Genomic DNA, 19,422 nt, shown 5'->3' on the forward strand with positions numbered 1-19,422 from the left:
GGCGTGCGAGCTTGCGAGCCCGTCGCGTATCGAAACCACCCCACCCGCTCAAAAATCTTCTGCACTATTTTCAAGAATTTCCTTGACGTCGAACTGGTGTTCGACCATAGTGGAGTCATGGGAGCTTCGGGGGATCTCACCACCATCACTGATTCTGTTCGTGACCTGCACTTGGGCGACGATATGTCGGGTCGGGCAGCGTTCGATGCGATGACCACACTGGTCACGTTGCGTAATCTGATCGACCATCACGCCGCGACGGTGGTCGGCCATCTGGACCGACTGGGTGTGGCCCGCGACCACGGCCGCAAACTCAGCGAGTTGTTGATCGTGATGGGGCTCGCGCCGGCGGTGGCGACCCGTCTGATCCGCATCGCGACCGCCCGCGAGAAACTGCCGACCCTGGCCGCGCACGCCGCTGATGGGGCGATCTCCGCCGAGCATGTCGACGCGGTGGGTAAAGGTGTCGATCATGTCGGGAAAAGATCAGCGGAACCGATCGACGATGTGGCGCGTCTAAACATCGTGACCGAACTTCTCGCCCACTTCTTTTCCGGCGCCACCCCCGCCGACATCGGCAAACGTGCCCGTCGTCTGGGTAACCAGGCCGCTGAGGACACCGGTGGGCTACCCGCCTCCGAAGACCGCAACCTCAACACGCTCACCCACGATGTCGACGGTGACGGACGGCTGCAGGTGCGCGCCGACCTCAACACCGAGGTCGGCGAAAAATTCTCGGCTGCGATGGAAGAGTTGGCGGCTCCGCGCCCTGAACCTGACGGTTCACCGGATGCGCGTTCCACCGAGCGCCGGCATGCCGACGCCCTCGAAGCGTTGCTGGATATCGCTGCCCGCAGCGGCGATGCGGCCTCGGCACCGCGTCACCAGATGCTGGTGTCGGTGCCCGCCGATACTCCTGATCTGGCCGAACTGCCGTTCCTGGGGTCGATCTCCGAAGCCATGCTGCGCACCCTGACGTGTGACACCACCGCGACGGTCGCGATCGTCGATGGTGAGGCGGTGCCGATGGAGATGAGTAAAGACAAACGCCTGTTCCCAGCCCATCTGCGTAAAGCGTTGCACAAACGCGACGAGTGTTGCATCAAATGCGGTGTGGCGGCCTCCCGCTGCCAGGGCCATCATATTGTGCATTGGGCTGATGGTGGAATCACGGTGTTGGATAACGGATGTTTGCTGTGCCCGTCGTGTCATGCCGACATCCACCATAACGGGTGGGAGGTGATCATGGGTCACGACCGACATCCCTGGCTCATCCCACCCGTCGCTGTCGACCCGACACGTCGGCCGATACCGGCCTACAACCGACGCACGATGAACCTCGACAACCTACCCGCCGCCGCCTGAGCCACGCTGACCGGCGAGTAGGTCACGCAGCCAAGTCTTCCCACGCACCCGATCCCGGTCGGGACCGCAACCGTCCCTTGAGAACTCCATAGCGTGAAACAACGGCGCCGCAACGGTGTCGCGTACCCGACGGCCACATCGGTTGCACAACAACCCTCGTGGTGCGCGATACGCGACACCGTACGCCCCGATCCGTCAGGTCGGGCGGCGTATCCAGGCCGGCCGGCCGATCACGCCCACCGCTGCACCGGAGTGATCGGCAGACGGAGTGCACCCGGCGCCGATGGTGGCACGGCCGGGCGATATGGTTCGACCGCTTCCACGGGCACATAGTCCGATCCGAGTTGTGGGCGAGGGTCGGATTCTCCGGCATTGGGCCACAGCGCCATTGCGCGCTCGGCCTGTGCGGTGATGGTCAATGACGGATTGACTCCGAGATTCGCCGACACGGTCGAACCGTCTACCACGTGCAGTCCCGGATATCCGAAGACGCGATGGTAGGCGTCGACCACACCGTCCTCAGGGGAGGCGCCGATGGCGCAACCGCCGAGGAAGTGTGCCGTCATCGGGATGTTGAGCAGGTCGACGAGCGAACCGCCCGCATCTCCGTCGATCTGTCGGGCGGCGGACCGGACGGCGGTGTGCCCCTCGGGAATCCATCTCGGTGGCGGGTCACCGTCGCCGGGCCGGCTTCGAAGCACCGGCCCGGTGCCCGCCGCGAACAGTTCGATCGAGTTGTCGATGGTCTGCATGACGAGTGCGATGATGGTCCGTTCCGACCAACGGCGCACCGACAGCGACCGTGCCGTGGTGGCCGGGTGCGCGGCCATCGCGAGTATCGCCTTGAGCAAGCGCGGTGTGCGGCCGTCGCCGTCCACCAGGATCGCCTGGAGCAGGCCGATCAGGTTGCTGCCCTTGCCATAGCGGACCGGTTCGATATGGGTGTGGTCGTTGGGGTGAAAGGATGAGGTGATCGCGACGCCGCGGGTGTAGTCGGTGGTGGTGTCGCGTGCGGTGGCGGCTAGGACTGCTTCGGAGTTGGTGCGCACCACCTTTCCAAGGCGGCCCGACAGCCTCGGCAGGTTGCCGGAGCGCTGCATGGACAGCAACAATTTGTTGGTGCCGTAGGTGCCAGCGGCGAAGACGACCTGATCGGCGGTGAAGGTGCGTCGCCGGCGACGGACTTTCGCGCCCGTCCGACGAGTGTCGACCTCGTAACCGCCCACAGTCTGGTGTCGCACGCCGACGACCGTTGTCATCGGGATGATCTGCGCGCCGAGGCCTTCCGCCAGATGTAGGTAGTTCTTGACCAAAGTGTTCTTCGCGCCCACCCGACACCCTGTCATGCATGAACCGCATTGGGTGCACCCCGTGCGGTCAGGTCCTGCACCGCCGAAGTAGGGATCGGCGACGGTGCTGCCCGGTTCTCCGAAGAACACACCGACCGGCGTGCGGACGAAGGTGTCACCGACGCCCATTTCCTCGGCGACTTGGGCCATCACCTCGTCGGCGGCGGTGGTGTCGGGAAAAGTGGTCACGCCCAGCATGCGCGCCGCCTGGTCGTAGTACGGGTCGAGTTCGCTCGCCCAGTCGGTGATGGCGCCCCAGTGCGGGTCGTCGAAGAACGCGGGCAACGGTCGATACAGGGTGTTCGCATAGTTCAGCGACCCGCCACCGACTCCCGCGCCGGCCATCACGAGCACGTCGCGAAGTGGGTGCATACGTTGTACGCCATAGCATCCGAGTGCCGGTGCCCACAAATAGTCCCGGATGCGCCAGCTCGTCTTGGGGAGTTCATGGTCGGCGAATCGTCGTCCCGCCTCCAGCACCGCCACGCGGTAGCCTTTCTCCGCCAGGCGCAGCGCCGCAACCGAGCCGCCGAATCCCGAACCGACGATGAGGACGTCGTAGTGGTCGTCGCGAGTCGTCATCGGCCGACCTCAGCTTCGCGCGCCGATTGGCCGGCAGTCGCACCGTGGCGACGACCCAGACGGTGATCGAGCGGCTCGAAGTGTGACATCAGCCGTCGATAGGTGTTCGTGAACGTCGGCCACATCACCGAGTTGCGGCCGGACGAGTCGATGTACCAACTGGCGCAGCCGCCGGTGTTCCAGACCGTTCCGGCGAGTTCGTCGTCGAGATGGGAGTTGTACTGATGCTGGGCGTCGGCCCGCACCTCCACGGTGTCGATGCCGGCGGTGCGCAGGTGGGCGATCGTGGTACTGACGTAGCGCGCCTGTGGTTCGAGCATCAACACGATCGAGCTGTGCCCGAGGTTGGTGTTGGGCCCGTACAGGAAGAAGAGATTGGGGAACCCGTGGATCGACACGCCACGGTAGGCCGACGGCGATCCGGCCCAGGTTTCGGCGAGCGTGGCGCCGGTGCGCCCGCGAATGTGCTGGGCGATGGGTGGTTCGGTGGGGGTGAAACCGGTGGCATAGATGAGTGTGTCGACCTCGTGCGTTGTTCCGGAGTCGTCGATCGCGCCACCGTCGGACAACGCCGTCAGCGCGCCGGTGACCGTCACGTTGGGTCGCTGCAGCGCGGGAAACCATTTGTTGGTGAGCAGCATGCGCTTGCACCCGATGGTGTATCGCGGGGTCAGTCGCTGCCGCAGCGTGCGGTCGCGCACCTGGAGCCGCAGCTGTGCCTTACCCATCGCCGTGGCGATCGGCAGCAACTCCGGACGCCGCGCCATCATGATCACATAGGACTCGCGGTAGAGATGGACCATCCTGCGCATCAGGCGGTGCGCCGCGGGAATGCGTCGGTACAGTTCCTGCTCGGCTCGTCCGATGCGGCGGTCGAGGCGCGGCACGACCCACGCGGGTGTGCGTTGGAAGACCACCAGGTGCTCCACCTCGTCGACGATCTCCGGGACGATCTGCACCGCCGAGGCGCCGCTGCCGACGATCCCGACCCGACGGCCCCACAAGGTGTGCTCGTGATCCCAGCGCGCGCTGTGGAATACGTGACCGTCGAACGTCTCTGACCCCGGCAGATCGGGGACTCCCGGCGCCGACAGCGCGCCGGGGGCAGCCACCAGGAACCGGCACCGAAGACCACCGAGTTCGGTGGTGACCGACCACTCACCTGCGGCGTCATCCCACTGCGCATCCAGCAGCGCGCAGCGGTAACGGATGCGGTCATCGAACTGGGCCGCAACGCCCACCAGGTAGTCGCGAATCTCGTGCTGGCGCCCGTACGTGTGTGACCAGTCGGGATTCGGTGCGAACGACAGCGAGTACAGCGAAGTGGGGACGTCGCACGCGGCTCCGGGATAGTCGTTGGCGCGCCACACCCCGCCCGCGCCCTCGGCGCGCTCGACAGCGAGAACGTTCAGATCGGGGTGGTCGACGGACAGGCGATGCAGGGCTGCCAGGCCGCCGAATCCGGCGCCGACGACGAGGACGTCGACGCGGTCGGGTAGCCGGTCGCAGCGAGGTATCGGAGTGGGATCACTGGGCATCGAGGATGTCCTTCCAAGTGGTGAGCACGCGGTCGGTGAAGGCGCGGTCGGAGTCTGGGGTGCGCAGGATGCGTGAGACCGCAAGGCCACGCGCGAGCTCCACCGACAATGCGATCTGATCGGGCGTGTAGCGCGCGCCGAAAAGCTCTTCGCTGCCCGTGGTGAGCGCGTCGGAGACCTTTTGCTCGAGGGGCGCCATGGCGGTGCGCAATGCGTCGTCGGTTCGGGCGGCCACCCACAGCTCGAGCGCCGCGTCGAACAGAGGTCCGCTGAAGGCTTCGATGATCACCGAGATGTCTTCGCCGCCGGTGCGCGGGCGCTGCAGGATCTCGGTCATGCGGGCCTCGACCAGATGGCCGACGGCGGCGACGACCAGAGATTCACGGGTGGGGAAATGGTGGAGTAGAGCGCCGCGCGAAACCCCGGCACGCCGATTGACCTCCTGCGTCGTCGTGCGCGCATAGCCGAGCTCGACGAGCGAGTCGATGGCGGCGTCGAGCACCCTGGCGCGGGTGGCCGCGGTGCGCTGTGCCTGGGTTCGCGTAGGAGCGGGTTCGTGCTCGGTCATGTCGGTGACGGTAGTGCGAAAATCACAAACAGTCCAGACTGCTTGTTTAGTTCCGTGATTCGGCGGCGCTGCTGTGCTCGTCGATCTCCGCGTTGAACTGCCGAGCCAGGCCGCCGCCGGGCCTGGCGCCGTCGGAAAGTGTCCGCCGACATCACCGCAGCGGGCGACGATCTGGATTGTCCCTCCGACCCCCGTGGGTCGTGATGTTCCCGGACATGCGCGTGCCCGCATGGCGTGCCTCCAGCGGCATCGCGCGAGCGAGCGGCGTCAGCGCGTGCGATCTCGCGTAGCCTTGAGTCGGATGACTGAAACATGTTTCAATGTCTCCCGGCCCGCCGCGCGTAGGTGGGCCCACGAGGACGAGACGCTCGAGGGGGCTGACGTGATCGCACGTCGATCATTTCTCGGTGGGGTGGCGGCCGTGGGGGCGGCCGCGGCAACCTCATCGAATGTGGGGCAAGTGTTCTCGGCGCCTGTGCGCCGAGTGAAAGTGACGCGGGAAGATCACCGGGTGGTGGTGATCGGGTCGGGTTTCGGAGGCGGTGTCACCGCACTTCGCCTGTCGCAAGCAGGCGTGCCGCTAGTGGTGCTGGAGCGAGGTCGACGATGGCGCACCGGCCCCAACGCCACCACCTTCCCGAATCCGACCCAGCCGGACAAACGCCTGCTGTGGTATCGCTCGGAACCGGAACTTTTTGGTAGGCCAATGCCTTTCGACCCGTATGTTGGGCTGGTCGAAACGGTCATCGGGCAGAACATGACCGCCCTGTGTGCGGCTGGCGTCGGCGGAGGCTCACTGGTCTATCAGGGGATGACGTTGCAGCCGGCGCAGGACGTGTTCAACACCCAGCTGCCAGAGCAGCTGGATTGGGCGACGATGAATCGGATCCATTACCCGCGCGTGGCGCGGATGCTGCAGATCGAGACCGCGCCGGACCGACTCATCAACACGCCGAACTACCGCGCGGTGCGAACCTTCGCCCGCCATGCCCGTTCCGCCGGTCTTCCGGTGTCCAAGATCCCCATGCCGATCGACTGGGACTATGCGCTCGCCGAGATCGAGGGCAAGATGAAGCCGTCCTACACCGACGGTTCCGGCGCGATGGGTGTCAACAACGGAGGCAAACATTCCGTCGACGTCACCTACCTCGCCGCGGCCGAGCGCACCGGACTGGTCGATGTGCGCCCGCAGCACGAGGTGACCGATGTCGCTCGCGCACGCGACGGCCGGTGGACGGTGCATGTGGATCGCATCGCGTCGGACGGGACCGTGCGGGAGAAGAAGATCCTCACCGCCGGTGCACTGGTGATGGCCGCGGGCAGCCTCAACACCACCAAACTGCTGGTGCGCGCGTCGGCGCGTGGATTGATCGGCGACCTGCCCGACGGACTCGGGCACGGGTGGGGAACCAACGCCGATCGAATCTACCTGTGGTCGGACCCATCGGGTGGTTTCGGCGCAGTGCAGGGTGGCCCGGTCGTGTACGGCAGCCTCAACTGGTCTGATCCCGACCGCGCCCATACGGTCATCCAAGCCGCCATACCCGGTTTCGGTCTCGACTCACACAGCACGATGATGGTTGGTTTCGGAGTGAGCGATGCGCGTGGGCACTTCGCCTACGACTCTGCTGCCGGGGAGGCCAAACTCTGGTGGCCACACGAGGGCGACGCGCGGATTCAGAACGGTGCCATCCACCCGACGGCCGCCGCGATCGCCGGGCCCACCGGGATCCTCACCGACACCAACGCGGTGGTGCCCTCGACGTGGCATGCGCTCGGAGGGGCGAACATGGGGCCGGTGTGCGACCTCGAGGGTCGCGTGCACGGTCAACGCGGTCTGTACGTTCTCGACGGTGCGTTGATCCCCGGCAACACCGCGGCATGCAATCCGTCGATGACGATCGCCGCCGTGGCCGAGCGGGCGCTGGACGAGATCGTGGCGTGCGATGTGGGGTCGATCATCTGAGCTTTCGTGCGGGGCACAAGGCGAGAACTAGGCGGGCGACGAGTCGTCGGATGGTCCGACGACCGGCGCCAGCCACATGCCGACCAGAGCGTCGACGACCTGATCGGAGACCTCAGACCACGAGCGGGTCGCGGCGCCATCGGCGCACGCCCGCTCATGGTCGGCGAGGGTCAACACGATCATGTTCCGGGCCATGGTGTCGCGGATCTCGAGGACCGACGGCGGCAGGGCGGGCAGCGCCGAATAGAGCCCGGTGAGCAACGTGATCAGCTCGTCGGAGATATCGGCCTGCTCATACAGCGTTCGACCGTATTGGGGGTCGGTGGTGATTTGCGCGCAAAATCGCGCGAAATAGGTTGGTGCACCCAGTGAATCCAGGTAGTCGGTCTGCGGGCGGACCAGACAGCTGATCCAGTCGCGCAATTGGACCGTCGATCCGAGGTCGGCCAACATCGTCCGCCGGATGGGCTCGATCGCCGCGTTGTGGTGAGCGAGGATCGACCGCACCAGTTCGAGTTTGCCGCCGAAGTGGTAGCCGACGGCGAAGTTGTTCCCCTGCCCGGCGGCCTCACTGATCTGGCGGTTGGAGACCGACGAGATGCCCTGTTCGGCGAACAGTCGTTCAGCGGTGCGGAGCAGGAGACCCCGGGTGTTCGCCACCTGCTCGCTGCGGCCCTTTGTCATCGGACTCGTTCTCCTGCCTGCCCCCGACCGACCCCGCTGTCGGACTCTCGTCCCAGTTTAGGGTGTGCGACCGTGGCCGGCCGCGCCCTCACGACGGTAGCGTGTGGTCATGCGCTTCGGTCTCTTCATTCCCCAAGGCTGGCGACTCGATCTGACCGGGATACCCCCGGCCGACCAGTGGTCGGTGATGTCGGGCCTGGCCGGCCGTGCCGACACCGGCGCATGGGATTCCATCTGGGTCTATGACCACTTCCACACCGTCCCGTTGCCGACCGACGAGGCGACCCACGAGGCGTGGACGCTGGTGTCGGCGTTCGCCGCGACCACCTCTCGAGTGGACATCGGGCAGATGTGCACGGCGATGAGCTATCGCAATCCGATGTACCTGGCGAAGGTTGCGGCGACCGCCGACCTGATCTCGGGTGGTCGGGTGCAGATGGGTATCGGGGGAGGATGGTACGAGCATGAATGGCGCGCCTACGGTTACGGTTTCCCGTCGGCCGGGGAGCGTCTTGCACGCCTGGACGAAGGAGTGCAGATCATGAAACAGGCCTGGGAACTGGGCCGAGCCACGTTGGACGGCAGGCATTATCAGGTCGACGACGCCATCTGCGCTCCGCAGCCGGAGGCCGGGCGACTCCCGCTGTGGATCGCTGGTGGCGGGGAACGCAAGACCTTGCGGATCGCGGCGAAGTACGCCGACTACACCAATTTCGACGGGACGCCGGACGGCTTCGCCCACAAGTCCTCGGTGCTGCAACAGCATTGTGCCGATCTGGGACGTGATTACGACTCGATCGTCAGGTCGGCCAACTACAACGTGATCATCGCCGAGAGTGACGCCGAGGTGGCGCAGCGGCTGGACGCGCTCCAGGCGCGGTTGGCAGGATTCGTGCCAGCCGACGTGGCGAACGCGACCATGAGTGCCTTCCGCGGGATGCCCGCAGTGGGTACGCCGGAGCAGGTCATCGAGAACCTGTCCGGACTGTCCGAGGCCGGGATGTCGTACGGAATCTTCTATTTCCCCGACATCGCACACGACACCAGCAGTCTGGAACTGTTCGAGCACCAGGTGATGCCGGCCTTGCGTTGATGCCCCGGGCCCCGCGTTGATGCCGGGCTCAGAGTCGTCGAAGGCGTTGGGCCGCCTCGGCGATCACGTCCTCCCGCTTGCTGAACGCGAATCGGACCAGATGACGCCATGTGGACTTGTCGTCGACGAACGCGCTGACCGGCACCGCCGCGACGCCGATCCGTTCGGGCAGCATGCGACAGAACTCGATTCCGTCGGCATAACCCACCGGACGCGGGTCGGCGCAGACGAAATAGCTCGCCTCGCTGCGATGCACATCGAACCCGGCATCGCGCAACGCGGCCGACAGCAGGTCGCGTTTGCCGGCCAGCTCGGCCGAAGATGCTCGTACCCAATCCATTTCGTGGTCGAGGGCATGGGCGACCGCGGGCTGGAACGGGCCCGAACCGACATAGGACATGAACTGCTTGGCTGCGCGTGCGGCCGCCACCAGGTCGGCGGGTCCGCTGACCCAGCCGACCTTCCACCCGGTGCAATTGAACGTCTTTGCCGCACTTGAGATGCGCAACGTACGTTCCCGCATGCCGGGGAAGGTGGCCAGCGGCCGGTGCACGCGTCCGTCGAACAGCAGGTGCTCGTAGACCTCATCGGTCACGGCGACGACATCGTGCGCAGCGCACAACCGGGCTATCTCGGCGAGGTCATCATCGGCGAGCACCGTACCGGTCGGGTTGTGCGGTGAGTTGACCAGGATCATCGATGTCTGCGGCGTGAACGCTTCGGCCAACCGACTACGATCGAGCCGGAATCCGTCCGCGTCGCCGACGAGCGGGACGGTGCGTCGGTTGCCGCCGGCCATCGCGACGGTGGCGGCATAGGAGTCGTAGTAGGGCTCGATCATCACCACGTCGCTGCCCGGCTCCACGAGTCCCACCACCGAACCGGCGATCGCCTCGGTGGCGCCCACGGTGATCAGCACCTCAGTGTCTGGGTCGTACCGGAGCCCGTAATGATGATCCTGGTGGCGGGCGACTGCGTGGCGAAGCTGGGCCACGCCGATGCCCGGCGGATATTGATTGTGGCCTTCGGCGATCGCCCGCGCAGCCGCAGCCAGCATCGACGCCGGACCGTCCGTGTCGGGGAAGCCCTGGCCGAGATTCACTGCTGAATGCTCGACGGCCAGCGCCGACATCTCGGCGAAGACGGTGGTGCCGAAGGGACTAAGGCGGGAAACGGTGCGCACGCAGTCCAGGCTGACATACTCGATGGCGCGGGCACACCCGTCGGTCATCGGGTTGACAGCATCGCCCCGAGTCCGCGTCGGCAGCGGTAGCATCTGCCACTATGACAACGCCGCCGGGACCACCCCATCCGGATTCGACAGACGGCCCGGAGAATCAGGGCACCGAATCGGCCGCGCAGCCGGGGCCGGGCGCGCAACAATATCCGGGCGCCCAACAGTATCCGGGCGCGGAATCTGCTGCCGGACAATATCCATCGCCGCAACAGCCGTCCTATCCGCCCGGTACCCAGTACCCCGGCGGCCAGTATCCGAGTGGGCAGAACCCTGCAGTTCAGGACCCGGGCGGCCAGCAGTACCCGGGCGCACAACAGTACCCGGGCGCACAACAGTACCCGGGCGGCCAGCAGTATCCGGGCGCGCAGCAGTATCCGGGCGGCCAGCAGTATCCGGGCACGCAGCAGTACCCCGCGGGTGAGCAGGCGGGTGGACAACCGCCCTATCCGGGATCGCAGCAGCCCGACGCCGGCCCACAGGCATATCCGGGACAACAGGCATATCAGGGACAACAGGCGTATCCGGGACAACAAGTCTTTCCGGGGCAGCAGCAACCGCCCTACTCTGGCGGCCAGCAGCCGTATCCGGGCCAGCCGTATCCGGCAGGTGCCTACCCGTCACCCGCATCGGGTAAGCGGTCCAGCAAGCGGTTGTGGTGGGTGATCGGCATCGTCCTGCTGTTGCTGGTGGTGATCATCGGTCTCGTCGTGTTCGTGACCCGCGATGCGGTGACCGACAGCGACGACGTCGCCGTCGGCGACTGCGTCACCATCAGCGGCAGCCAAGCCGAGGACAACATCAGCGCTGCCAAGGCGGACTGCGGATCCGAGGGCGCCTTCACCTTCTACGTGGCGCAGAAGATCAGCGGCGGCTCCTGCCCCAACGACGACTACTCGCGGCTGTACTGGTTGCGCGACGGTGAGGAGACCGGGGAGCAGTTGTGCCTGGTCCCGAATCTGACCCAGGGCGAGTGCTATCAGATCCCGGTCGGGGGGCTGCCGACCGCAAGCCTCTCGGACTACCAGCAGGTGGAATGCGGGGCGATCAAGGCGGCCGGCACCGAGATCTTGCGGGTCGAGAGTCGAACCCAGGGCCAGCCGACATGTGCCAGCACCCAGTTGGGTGTGTACTTCGCGCTGCCGAACCCGCTCGGATACTGCCTCGGCGAACCCTGAGGCCGGTCGAGCCCTGTGTCATCGGGGACCTCGACCGGACCTCATCCGGTACCGATCAGCTCGCGGATTCCTCGCCGATGGTCGGTCCGAGCAGATCGTCGGCGTCGGTGATCCGGTAGGCGTAGCCCTGTTCGGCCAGGAAACGCTGGCGGTGCGCCGCATAGTCGGCGTCGAGGGTGTCGCGGGATACCACCGAGTAGAAGTGGGCCTGACCGCCGCCCTTCTTCGGTCGTAGCAGCCGGCCGAGCCGTTGCGCCTCTTCCTGCCGCGAACCGAAGGTGCCCGACACCTGGACCGCCACCGACGCCTCCGGGAGGTCGATCGAGAAGTTCGCGACCTTGGACACCACCAGGGTCTGCAATTCGCCCGACCGGAATCGGTCGAACAGGGCCTCGCGTTCCTTGTTCTTGGTCGATCCCTGGATCACCGGTGCGTCGAGTTCGCGGCCCAGTTCTTCCAGCTGGTCGATATAGGCGCCGATGACCAGGGTCTGAGACTCCTTGTGCCGAGCCAGGATCGACTTCACCACGTTGACCTTGGTGTGGGCGGTGGAACACAGCTTGTACTTCTCGTCGGAGTCGGCGACCGCGTACTGCAGGCGCTCTTCGTCGGTCAACGTGACGCGCACCTCGACGCAATCCGCCGGCGCGATCCACCCCTGGGCCTCGATGTCCTTCCACGGGGCGTCGTAGCGTTTGGGGCCGATGAGGCTGAAGACGTCGCCCTCGCGTCCGTCCTCACGCACCAGGGTCGCGGTGAGTCCGAGCCGACGACGTGACTGCAGGTCGGCGGTCATACGAAATACCGGTGCGGGCAGCAGATGGACCTCGTCGTAGATGATCAGACCCCAGTCGCGCGAATCGAACAGATCGAGATTCTTGTACTCGCCCTTCGACTTGCGCGTCATGACCTGATAGGTCGCGATGGTGACTGGACGGATCTCCTTGCGCTCGCCCGAATACTCGCCGATTTCCTCCTCGGTCAACGAGGTCCGTGCGACCAGCTCGCGCTTCCACTGTCGACCCGCGACCGTGTTGGTCACCAGGATCAGCGTTGTAGCACCGGCCTTGGCCATGGCAGCCGCGCCCACCATGGTCTTTCCCGCACCACATGGCAACACCACCACACCGGAACCGCCGGCCCAAAACGAGTCGGCGGCCAGCTGCTGATAGTCGCGCAGGTGCCAATCGTCCTGCTGTAGGTCGATGGGATGGGCTTCACCGTCGACGTAGCCGGCCAGGTCCTCCGCCGGCCAGCCCACTTTCAGCAGGATCTGCTTGAGCCGACCCCGCTCGGAGGGATGCACGATCACCGTGTCGTCGTCGATCCGGGCGCCCAACATGGGCGCGACCTTCTTGTGGCGCATCACCTCCTCGAGCACCGCCCGGTCGAGGCTGACCAACGTCAGTCCATGCGCCGGGTGCTTGACGAGCTGCAGCCGACCGAACCGGCCCATCGTGTCCACGATGTCCATGAGCAGCGGCTGCGGCACTGCGTACCGCGAATGGGTGACGAGCGCGTCCACCACCTGCTCGGCGTCGTGACCCGCGGCGCGGGCGTTCCACAGCGCCAGCGGGGTCACCCGGTAGGTGTGCATGTGTTCGGGTGCACGCTCGAGTTCGGCGAACGGGGCGATCGCCGCGCGCGCTGCCGGCGCGCCGGGGTGATCCACCTCGAGCAGCAGCGTCTTGTCAGATTGCACGATCAAAGGTCCATCGGTCACCCGATCCATTGTCCAGATCGGCGCAACTCCTGTCAGTGGTGCCGAGGTCGGCCCCCGACGCCCGCCGAGGGGGATATCCCTCGAGCGCAGGTCAGGAGCCGATATCGGCACTCAGCCCTTTACGCACACCACCTGACGCAGGTGGGCGACCACCTCGACCAGATCGGTCTGCGCCGCGATCACCGAGTCGATGTCCTTGTAGGCCGCCGGGATCTCGTCGAGGACTCCGGCATCTTTGCGGGACTCGACGCCGGTGGTCTGCGCGACGAGGTCCTCGGTCGTGAACGTTCGGCGTGCCCTGGACCGGCTCATCCGTCGACCGGCGCCGTGGGACGCGGAGTAGAACGACGCCGCCGACCCCACCCCGCGGACCACATAAGACCCGGTGCCCATGGACCCGGGAATCAGCCCGAGCTCGCCGTGGCCGGCCCGGATCGCGCCTTTGCGGGTCACCAACAACTCGAGGCCGTCGATGTACTCGGCGGCCACGTAGTTGTGGTGGCAGCTGATCGGGTCGTCGAACCGGACGGTGCGGGCAGCGAAGGTCTCCGCCACGGCCGCGCACACCAGCGCGAGCATCACCCGGCGGTTGCGTGCCGCGTACTCCTGCGCCCACTCCAGATCGTGCCGGTAGGCATCCATCTCGGCTGTGCCGGAGAGGAACACCGCGAGGTCACGGTCGGGTAGATCGGCGTTGTGGGGCAACTTCGCCGCGATCGACATGTGGCGTTCGGCGAGTTCCTTGCCGATGTTGCGCGATCCGGAGTGCAACATCACCCAGACCGCGTCGTCGTCGTCCAGACAGACCTCGATGAAGTGGTTACCACCGCCGAGTGTGCCCAACTGCTTGTGCGCCCGGCCATCCAGTTTCTGTACGCCGTCGTGGAGTTCGTCGAACCGCTGCCAGAAATCACCCCAGCCGCCACCGACCTGCAACGGGCGCAGATCGACCGGTCGGGCGTGCGAGGTGAATCCCACCGGCACCTTCGACTCGATCGCCGACCGTAGCCCGGACAGGTCGTCGGGCAGGTCGTCGGCGACGAGGTCGGTCCGGACCGCGGCCATTCCGCACCCGATGTCGACACCGACCGCCGCCGGGCAGACGGCGTCGCGCATCGCGATGACCGAACCGACCGTGGCGCCCTTGCCGACATGGACGTCGGGCATGACACGAACCCCGTGCACCCAGGGCAGGGCGGACACGCGACGCAGCTGGTTGCGCGCCTCGTGCTCGATCGACTCCTCGTCGGTCCACAGTAGAGTCGACGCACGAGCGCCCGAAAGGGCAACGGGGAAGCGGGTGTTCATGACGATCCTGGGTCGCGGGGGCCTGCCGCGGTACGCGACGGGCTCGCCCTTCGATGGGGTGGCGCACTCACCGTACGTTGGTGGGTCGGCCCGGTCGAGAGAGTTTCGGCGTGGTGTCCCGGTTCTCCGGTGAGTCAGCTCTCGAGGAGCTCGACACTGGTGATGCGATGCAACGAGAAGCGTTGTTCCTCCTCGCTTCCCGCATCCATGGCGATGAGTTGACCGGCGCCGAGGGTGCGTGGGGTGACCACGTGGCGACTGGCCGAACCCTGCGCGTCGACGTAGTCCACCCGCAGCCGACGGTTGACCCGCAGCGCCAATTGGATGAGCGCCGTGGCAGATTCGCCGCCCCCGGAGGCGCGGACCGGCGCTGCGGACGGATCGGCCGCCGCGGGGCGCGCCGACGCCGCGCGGTCCTGCGAACGCATCCGGGAGATGACCGAACGCAGCTGTTCCGGCGATGCCACCGGGCGTCGCTGCTGCGGTTGGCGGCGCGCCCGGGTGACACTCACCCGCGAGCCGCGTTCCCGCAGATCGACCAGGGTTCCGCTGGAATCCTCACCGGCGGGAGCGAATCCGGCCTCGCGCAACCGGTCGATCACCTCCCGCACATCCGCCTGGGACACCGCGACGGTCGGGGCCAAGGCCCGCAGCGCGAGGTGTTCGGCGGCGTTGCTTCGCAGCACCGCGGCCAGGGTGGTGGCGTCCTCGCACCGCACGAACGCCGACGCCACCCCGACCCGCAACTGTCCGTGTTTGCGAGCGACGTCCTCGATCAGATAGGTCAGGGACTGGGGGACGGGCGTGCTGGAGTGCGCGGTGAACATCGTGAGCAACTCGCTGCTGCTGCGTCCGGCGTCGAGTGCGCGGCGCACGCTGCTCTCCGACACGCGGTACACAGAGGCCGCACCCCCGGATTCGAGGTCGGCCACCAGGTCCACCTGTTCGGCGAGGTCCGGGGTCATCGGCCCGGGAACGGTCAGGGTCAGATCGGCCTGGGCGAGAAAGTGGTCGACCGGTTCGGGCAGTGCCACCCGCATCGCGGAGAGCAGACGTGACTCCGCGTTGTCGGGTTCTCCGGGGTCGATCGCCGCGCGTCCGACCCCGGTCAGTGCGGTGTGGGCGACCACCCCGAGCTCGCGTGCCTCGCGCAGCGTCTCCTCGACGACCCGTCGGGGGTATCGGCGCATCTGTCGCGGGTGCCGCCAGTGCAACGCGCTGACCAGGGCATCGATGCCGACGGGAAGCGATCGGGTGGCGTCGGCAAGGGTCTCGAGGATGGCGCGCCGTTGCAGCGGGGCGTAGGAGTCGTGGAGTTCGCCCGACAGGGCGGCGAGCGCATTGCCGTCGCGGTCCGGCTCACCCACCTGCCACGCCCGGCGCGGCATGTCCAGCCATGCCCCGAGCAGCGCCGCCCACTGACGGTCCGGCGTGTGGTGCAGCCACGCGTCGACCGTCGCGGTCGGGGCGAAGGCGAGTTCACCGTTGTCGGTGGCCGGTGCCGGTTCGGGAAACCCGGCGTCGATCAGCCGAAGGTAGGCGAGGAGTTCCACGACGAAGGCGACGCGTTGTTGCTCCAGGCCGGTCACCTTGGCGAGCCTGCGCAACTCGCGCACCCCGAGGGCCCCGCTGCGCAGCACCGCCGCCGGCGTTGCCCCGAGTGCGCGGATCAGCGTGGTGGTATGCCGGATCAGTTCGATCGCCTCGCCGCCGGCCGCGGCGTCGATGGCGGCGTGCGAGAACCGTTTCTTCGCCGCCGCATCGTGCAGGGCCGGTCTGCGGAGATCGGCGGTGGAAAGTGGTGGCTCGCCGCGCAGGAGCTGCCCGACCATCGGTGGCAACTCAACGGTTTGCGAGTCGACGCGGGCGAGCAGACCGTCGGCGATGAGCCGGGCCACCGGCTGGTCGGGATCGGCGTCGGGTGCTGCATCGCGGCTGCGTCCGAGAGCGGGTCCCCGGGACAGGGTTTCCAGGAGGGAGCGTTGGCGTTCGTCGAGGCCGTCCAGGCGGGCTTGCAACTGCTCGGTGGTTTGCCGTGCCAGGGGCCCGGTGAGGTGGTGCGCCCGCCATGGGAGGGCCGCAGGCGCGTGTGCGCCGGACACGATCGCGTCGTCGGGTCCCCACACCAGGGCACGCGTGCGCAGGTGATGCACGCGCGCGATGATCTCGTCGTCGTCGGCGCGGCCGGACAGCGCCGCGACGACAGCGTCGACCGAGGTCGGGGCGGGGATGCGGCCCGATGACCCGGTACCAAGTCCGATGATGGCCTCGAGCACCGCCACGTCGAGCAGGTCGAGGTCTTCGCCGACCAGCGCCGACGACGCGGCGGCCAGCGCGCGCGACGCCAGCACCCCGGTGCCCGCCGGTGGCGGCGACGCCAGATCCGGGCGGGCGGAGAGCAACTCGAACAGCTCGTCGTCGCTGCGCAGCGCCAGATCGTCGGCCAGGCTCAGTCCCTGGTCATCCGCACTCATTCGGCTGATTCTACTGAGCGCCGACGTCGCGCCGGTTTCGCCGGCACGGCGCACCGGGGTGCATGGCACAATGAGCGCGTGGCTGAGAAGAAGAAGTATGTCGACAACGGCTGGCCGAAGGACGGGAACGGCGACGCCGCCGAACATGCGGTATCGGAGTTCGCCACCCACATCTCGGGTGCGCTCTCACCGTTCGGCGATGTCGAATTCCCGATCCCGCTCGAGGATCTTCCCTTCGTGCAGTCGAAGACCGTCGTCAACCGCTGACAAGCGGGTGTCCGACCAGGGCCGATCGCCCGACATGACCGGTCTGAGTCATATCGACTCGAGCGGCGCGGCGCACATGGTCGATGTCGGGGGTAAGGCCGCCACCACGCGGCGTGCGGTCGCCGGTGGCAGGTTCCGAACGACGGCCGAGGTCATCGGTTTGCTCAGCGACGGCAAGCTGCCCAAGGGCGACGTCCTGGCGACCGCGCGAATCGCCGGCATCATGGCGGCAAAGCGGACCGACGAACTCATCCCGCTGTGTCACCAGTTGGCGTTGTCGTCGGTGGAGGTCGATTTCTCGATCGGCGACGACCACATCGACGTCACCGCAACCGTGTCCACCAGCGGTCAGACGGGTGTGGAGATGGAGGCGTTGACCGCCATCGCGGTGACCGGGTTGACCCTGCACGACATGGTCAAGGCCGTCGACCGCCGGGCCAGCATGACCGATATCCGTCTGTTGGCGAAGACCGGTGGGAAATCCGGACCGTGGCACCGTGACTGACCCCGCCACCAGCGGCCATCCGCGGGTCGCCCGGATCGTGGTCGCGTCCACCCGTGCAAGTCGCGGTGAGTATCCCGATCGAACCGGCCCGATCATCAGTGAGTGGCTCACCGCGCGACATTTTGTGGTCGAGGAACACCGGGTGGTCTCCGACGGGCCTCCGGTCGGTTCGGCCTTGCGCGCCGGCGTGGACGCTCATGCCGATGTGATCATCACGACCGGTGGTACCGGACTGTCGCCCACCGACCGCACCCCCGAGGAGACCCGGGGCGTGCTGGATCTGGAGGTTCCCGGCCTCGCCGGTGCCATCCGTTCGGCGGGATTGCCGAAGGTGCAGACCGCGGTGCTCTCGCGTGGTCTCGCGGGTGTCGCCGGGTCCACCCTGATCATCAACCTGCCGGGGTCGCCCGGCGGAGTTCGGGATGGTTTGTCGGTGCTCGACGGGGTACTCGACCATGCACTCGACCAGATCCGAGGAGGCGATCACAAGTGAGCGACTTCGCGCCGGTACAGGTCGTGCGGGCTGCACTCGCTGCGGAGCCCATCGCACTCGGTGAGCACGAGGACCTCGTCACCCGGGCAGCCGGCGGACGTGCCGGCGCCGTCGTGGGATTCGTCGGTGCGGTGCGCAATCACGACGGCGGCCGCGAGGTGACCCGACTCGACTACTCGGCACATCCGACCGCTCCCGATGTGCTGCGGCAGGTGGTTGAGGGCGTCGTGACGCAGACGGCGGGGGTTCGGGCGGTCGCGGTGTCACATCGGGTCGGTGACCTGGCGATCGGCGACGTCGCATTCGTGGTGACCGTCGCCGCCGACCACCGTCGGGCCGCGTTCGAGACCTGCTCAGAACTGGTCGATCAGGTGAAGGCACAGCTGCCGGTGTGGAAGCATCAGCACTTCGGCGACGGCTCCGACGAGTGGGTGGGGTCGGCGTGACCGCCGACCGCGACCAGACCACACCGCCGCGCGACGCCGAACGCAACGAGACCCGGACCGAGCAGCTGGACCGCAACTGGGCGAGCCTGCTGCAGGAATTGCGGGTTGTGCAGACCGGCGGTCAGATCCTGACCGGCCTGATGCTGACCGTCCCGTTCCAGGAGGGCTTCGAGGAACTCACCTCGCGGCAGCAGTACATCTTCGTGATCAGCCTGGTGTGCGCGGTGTTGTCGACCATCACCCTGATCTCACCGGTCGCACTGCATCGACTGTTGTTCCGCCGGCATGCGATCGATCGCTTGGTGCACCGAGCGCATCGACTGACCCTGATCGGGATCACTTTCCTCGGCATGGCACTGACCGGCGTGCTCGCGGTGATCTTCGACATCGTGTTCGGCGGATGGGCCGCTTTGGCGGCAGCGGTGATCGCTGTCGTCGTCTTCGTGTGTATGTGGGTGGTGCTGCCCTTCAACGAGCGCCGACGCCTGGGCGACGACTGACCCGAGTTCGACCGTTCCATCTCGCCGACATCGGCGCATGCCCCGTCCCGTCGAGTGGGCGCCGTTTCGCGTCCATCGGGCACCGTCTCCGTGGTGGGTCGGGCACACCAGCCCGAGAAATGGACAAGGGCCCCGCACGGGCGCGTGGC

At 66.9% G+C, this 19,422-nt stretch carries 17 protein-coding genes; 9 read left to right on the forward strand and 8 right to left on the reverse strand.

The window, feature by feature from the left end; genetic code table 11:
- The first annotated feature begins 117 nt into the window (after positions 1-117).
- Entirely contained in the window at positions 118-1,365 is a 1,248-nt protein-coding gene (locus ACIGKQ_RS03365) for an HNH endonuclease signature motif containing protein (protein ID WP_266062668.1), read from the forward strand.
- Between the two features lie 230 nt (positions 1,366-1,595).
- On the opposite strand, the gene ACIGKQ_RS03370 is transcribed toward ACIGKQ_RS03365, so the two are convergent.
- Genes ACIGKQ_RS03370 through ACIGKQ_RS03380 form a run of 3 tightly spaced genes read right to left on the reverse strand, consistent with a single transcriptional unit; the run spans position 1,596 to position 5,402 of the window.
- Positions 1,596-3,296 carry an FAD-dependent oxidoreductase gene (locus ACIGKQ_RS03370; protein ID WP_266062667.1) on the reverse strand — a complete coding sequence of 567 codons (1,701 nt, stop codon included), beginning with the start codon at positions 3,294-3,296 and terminating at the stop codon, positions 1,596-1,598.
- Entirely contained in the window at positions 3,293-4,834 is a 1,542-nt protein-coding gene (locus ACIGKQ_RS03375) for an NAD(P)/FAD-dependent oxidoreductase (RefSeq protein WP_266062666.1), read from the reverse strand. Before ACIGKQ_RS03375 ends, ACIGKQ_RS03370 begins: the two co-directional genes overlap by 4 nt.
- Positions 4,824-5,402, reverse strand: coding sequence for a TetR/AcrR family transcriptional regulator (locus ACIGKQ_RS03380; RefSeq protein WP_266062665.1), 579 nt, complete (start codon positions 5,400-5,402; stop codon positions 4,824-4,826). The genes ACIGKQ_RS03375 and ACIGKQ_RS03380 overlap by 11 nt, the downstream gene beginning before the upstream one ends.
- Positions 5,403-5,703: 301 nt before the next feature.
- Here ACIGKQ_RS03380 and ACIGKQ_RS03385 point away from each other — a divergent pair, with 301 nt between their 5' ends.
- Positions 5,704-7,368 (forward strand): GMC oxidoreductase, encoded by a 1,665-nt coding sequence (locus tag ACIGKQ_RS03385; protein ID WP_396572306.1) that lies wholly within the window; start codon positions 5,704-5,706, stop codon positions 7,366-7,368.
- Positions 7,369-7,395: 27 nt separating this feature from the next.
- On the opposite strand, the gene ACIGKQ_RS03390 is transcribed toward ACIGKQ_RS03385, so the two are convergent.
- The gene (locus ACIGKQ_RS03390) at positions 7,396-8,052 is read right to left on the reverse strand and encodes a TetR/AcrR family transcriptional regulator (protein WP_266062664.1); all 657 of its coding nucleotides are present in this window, start codon (positions 8,050-8,052) and stop codon (positions 7,396-7,398) included.
- Positions 8,053-8,161: 109 nt separating this feature from the next.
- Between ACIGKQ_RS03390 and ACIGKQ_RS03395 the strand changes: the two genes are divergently transcribed.
- Positions 8,162-9,145, forward strand: coding sequence for an LLM class F420-dependent oxidoreductase (locus ACIGKQ_RS03395; protein ID WP_235725855.1), 984 nt, complete (start codon positions 8,162-8,164; stop codon positions 9,143-9,145).
- Between the two features lie 28 nt (positions 9,146-9,173).
- Here the strand turns inward: ACIGKQ_RS03395 and ACIGKQ_RS03400 are convergent, their stop codons facing one another.
- On the reverse strand, positions 9,174-10,376 hold the full coding sequence (locus tag ACIGKQ_RS03400; protein WP_396572309.1) for a pyridoxal phosphate-dependent aminotransferase: 1,203 nt from the start codon (positions 10,374-10,376) through the stop codon (positions 9,174-9,176).
- Positions 10,377-10,429: 53 nt separating this feature from the next.
- Here ACIGKQ_RS03400 and ACIGKQ_RS03405 point away from each other — a divergent pair, with 53 nt between their 5' ends.
- Positions 10,430-11,557, forward strand: a complete 1,128-nt coding sequence (locus ACIGKQ_RS03405) for a hypothetical protein (RefSeq protein ID WP_235725857.1) — start codon at positions 10,430-10,432, stop codon at positions 11,555-11,557.
- Between the two features lie 55 nt (positions 11,558-11,612).
- On the opposite strand, the gene ACIGKQ_RS03410 is transcribed toward ACIGKQ_RS03405, so the two are convergent.
- From ACIGKQ_RS03410 to ACIGKQ_RS03420, 3 genes are all read right to left on the reverse strand, one after another.
- The gene (locus ACIGKQ_RS03410) at positions 11,613-13,280 is read right to left on the reverse strand and encodes a DNA repair helicase XPB (RefSeq protein WP_328713204.1); all 1,668 of its coding nucleotides are present in this window, start codon (positions 13,278-13,280) and stop codon (positions 11,613-11,615) included.
- 111 nt (positions 13,281-13,391) lie between these two features.
- Positions 13,392-14,588 carry an RtcB family protein gene (locus ACIGKQ_RS03415; protein WP_235725859.1) on the reverse strand — a complete coding sequence of 399 codons (1,197 nt, stop codon included), beginning with the start codon at positions 14,586-14,588 and terminating at the stop codon, positions 13,392-13,394.
- 134 nt (positions 14,589-14,722) lie between these two features.
- The gene (locus tag ACIGKQ_RS03420; RefSeq protein WP_396572311.1) at positions 14,723-17,062 is read right to left on the reverse strand and encodes a helicase-associated domain-containing protein; all 2,340 of its coding nucleotides are present in this window, start codon (positions 17,060-17,062) and stop codon (positions 14,723-14,725) included.
- Between the two features lie 78 nt (positions 17,063-17,140).
- On the opposite strand from ACIGKQ_RS03420, the gene ACIGKQ_RS03425 reads away from it, so the two are divergent.
- From ACIGKQ_RS03425 to ACIGKQ_RS03445, 5 genes are read left to right on the forward strand one after another with little or no spacing between them, the layout of a single operon-like run.
- Positions 17,141-17,329 carry a hypothetical protein gene (locus ACIGKQ_RS03425; protein WP_235725861.1) on the forward strand — a complete coding sequence of 63 codons (189 nt, stop codon included), beginning with the start codon at positions 17,141-17,143 and terminating at the stop codon, positions 17,327-17,329.
- Between the two features lie 34 nt (positions 17,330-17,363).
- Positions 17,364-17,834 (forward strand): cyclic pyranopterin monophosphate synthase MoaC, encoded by a 471-nt coding sequence (moaC, locus tag ACIGKQ_RS03430; RefSeq protein WP_396572312.1) that lies wholly within the window; start codon positions 17,364-17,366, stop codon positions 17,832-17,834.
- Entirely contained in the window at positions 17,827-18,327 is a 501-nt protein-coding gene (locus ACIGKQ_RS03435) for a molybdenum cofactor biosynthesis protein B (RefSeq protein WP_396572314.1), read from the forward strand. The genes moaC and ACIGKQ_RS03435 overlap by 8 nt, the downstream gene beginning before the upstream one ends.
- On the forward strand, positions 18,324-18,773 hold the full coding sequence (locus ACIGKQ_RS03440) for a molybdenum cofactor biosynthesis protein MoaE (RefSeq protein WP_235725864.1): 450 nt from the start codon (positions 18,324-18,326) through the stop codon (positions 18,771-18,773). The genes ACIGKQ_RS03435 and ACIGKQ_RS03440 overlap by 4 nt, the downstream gene beginning before the upstream one ends.
- Complete coding sequence (locus ACIGKQ_RS03445) at positions 18,770-19,273, forward strand: DUF6328 family protein (RefSeq protein WP_396572317.1); 504 nt, start codon at positions 18,770-18,772, stop codon at positions 19,271-19,273. The genes ACIGKQ_RS03440 and ACIGKQ_RS03445 overlap by 4 nt, the downstream gene beginning before the upstream one ends.
- Positions 19,274-19,422 lie beyond the last annotated feature (149 nt).

The sequence above is a fragment of the Gordonia sp. NPDC062954 genome, assembly GCF_044543825.1.
Taxonomy (GTDB): Bacteria; Actinomycetota; Actinomycetes; order Mycobacteriales; family Mycobacteriaceae; genus Gordonia; species Gordonia tangerina.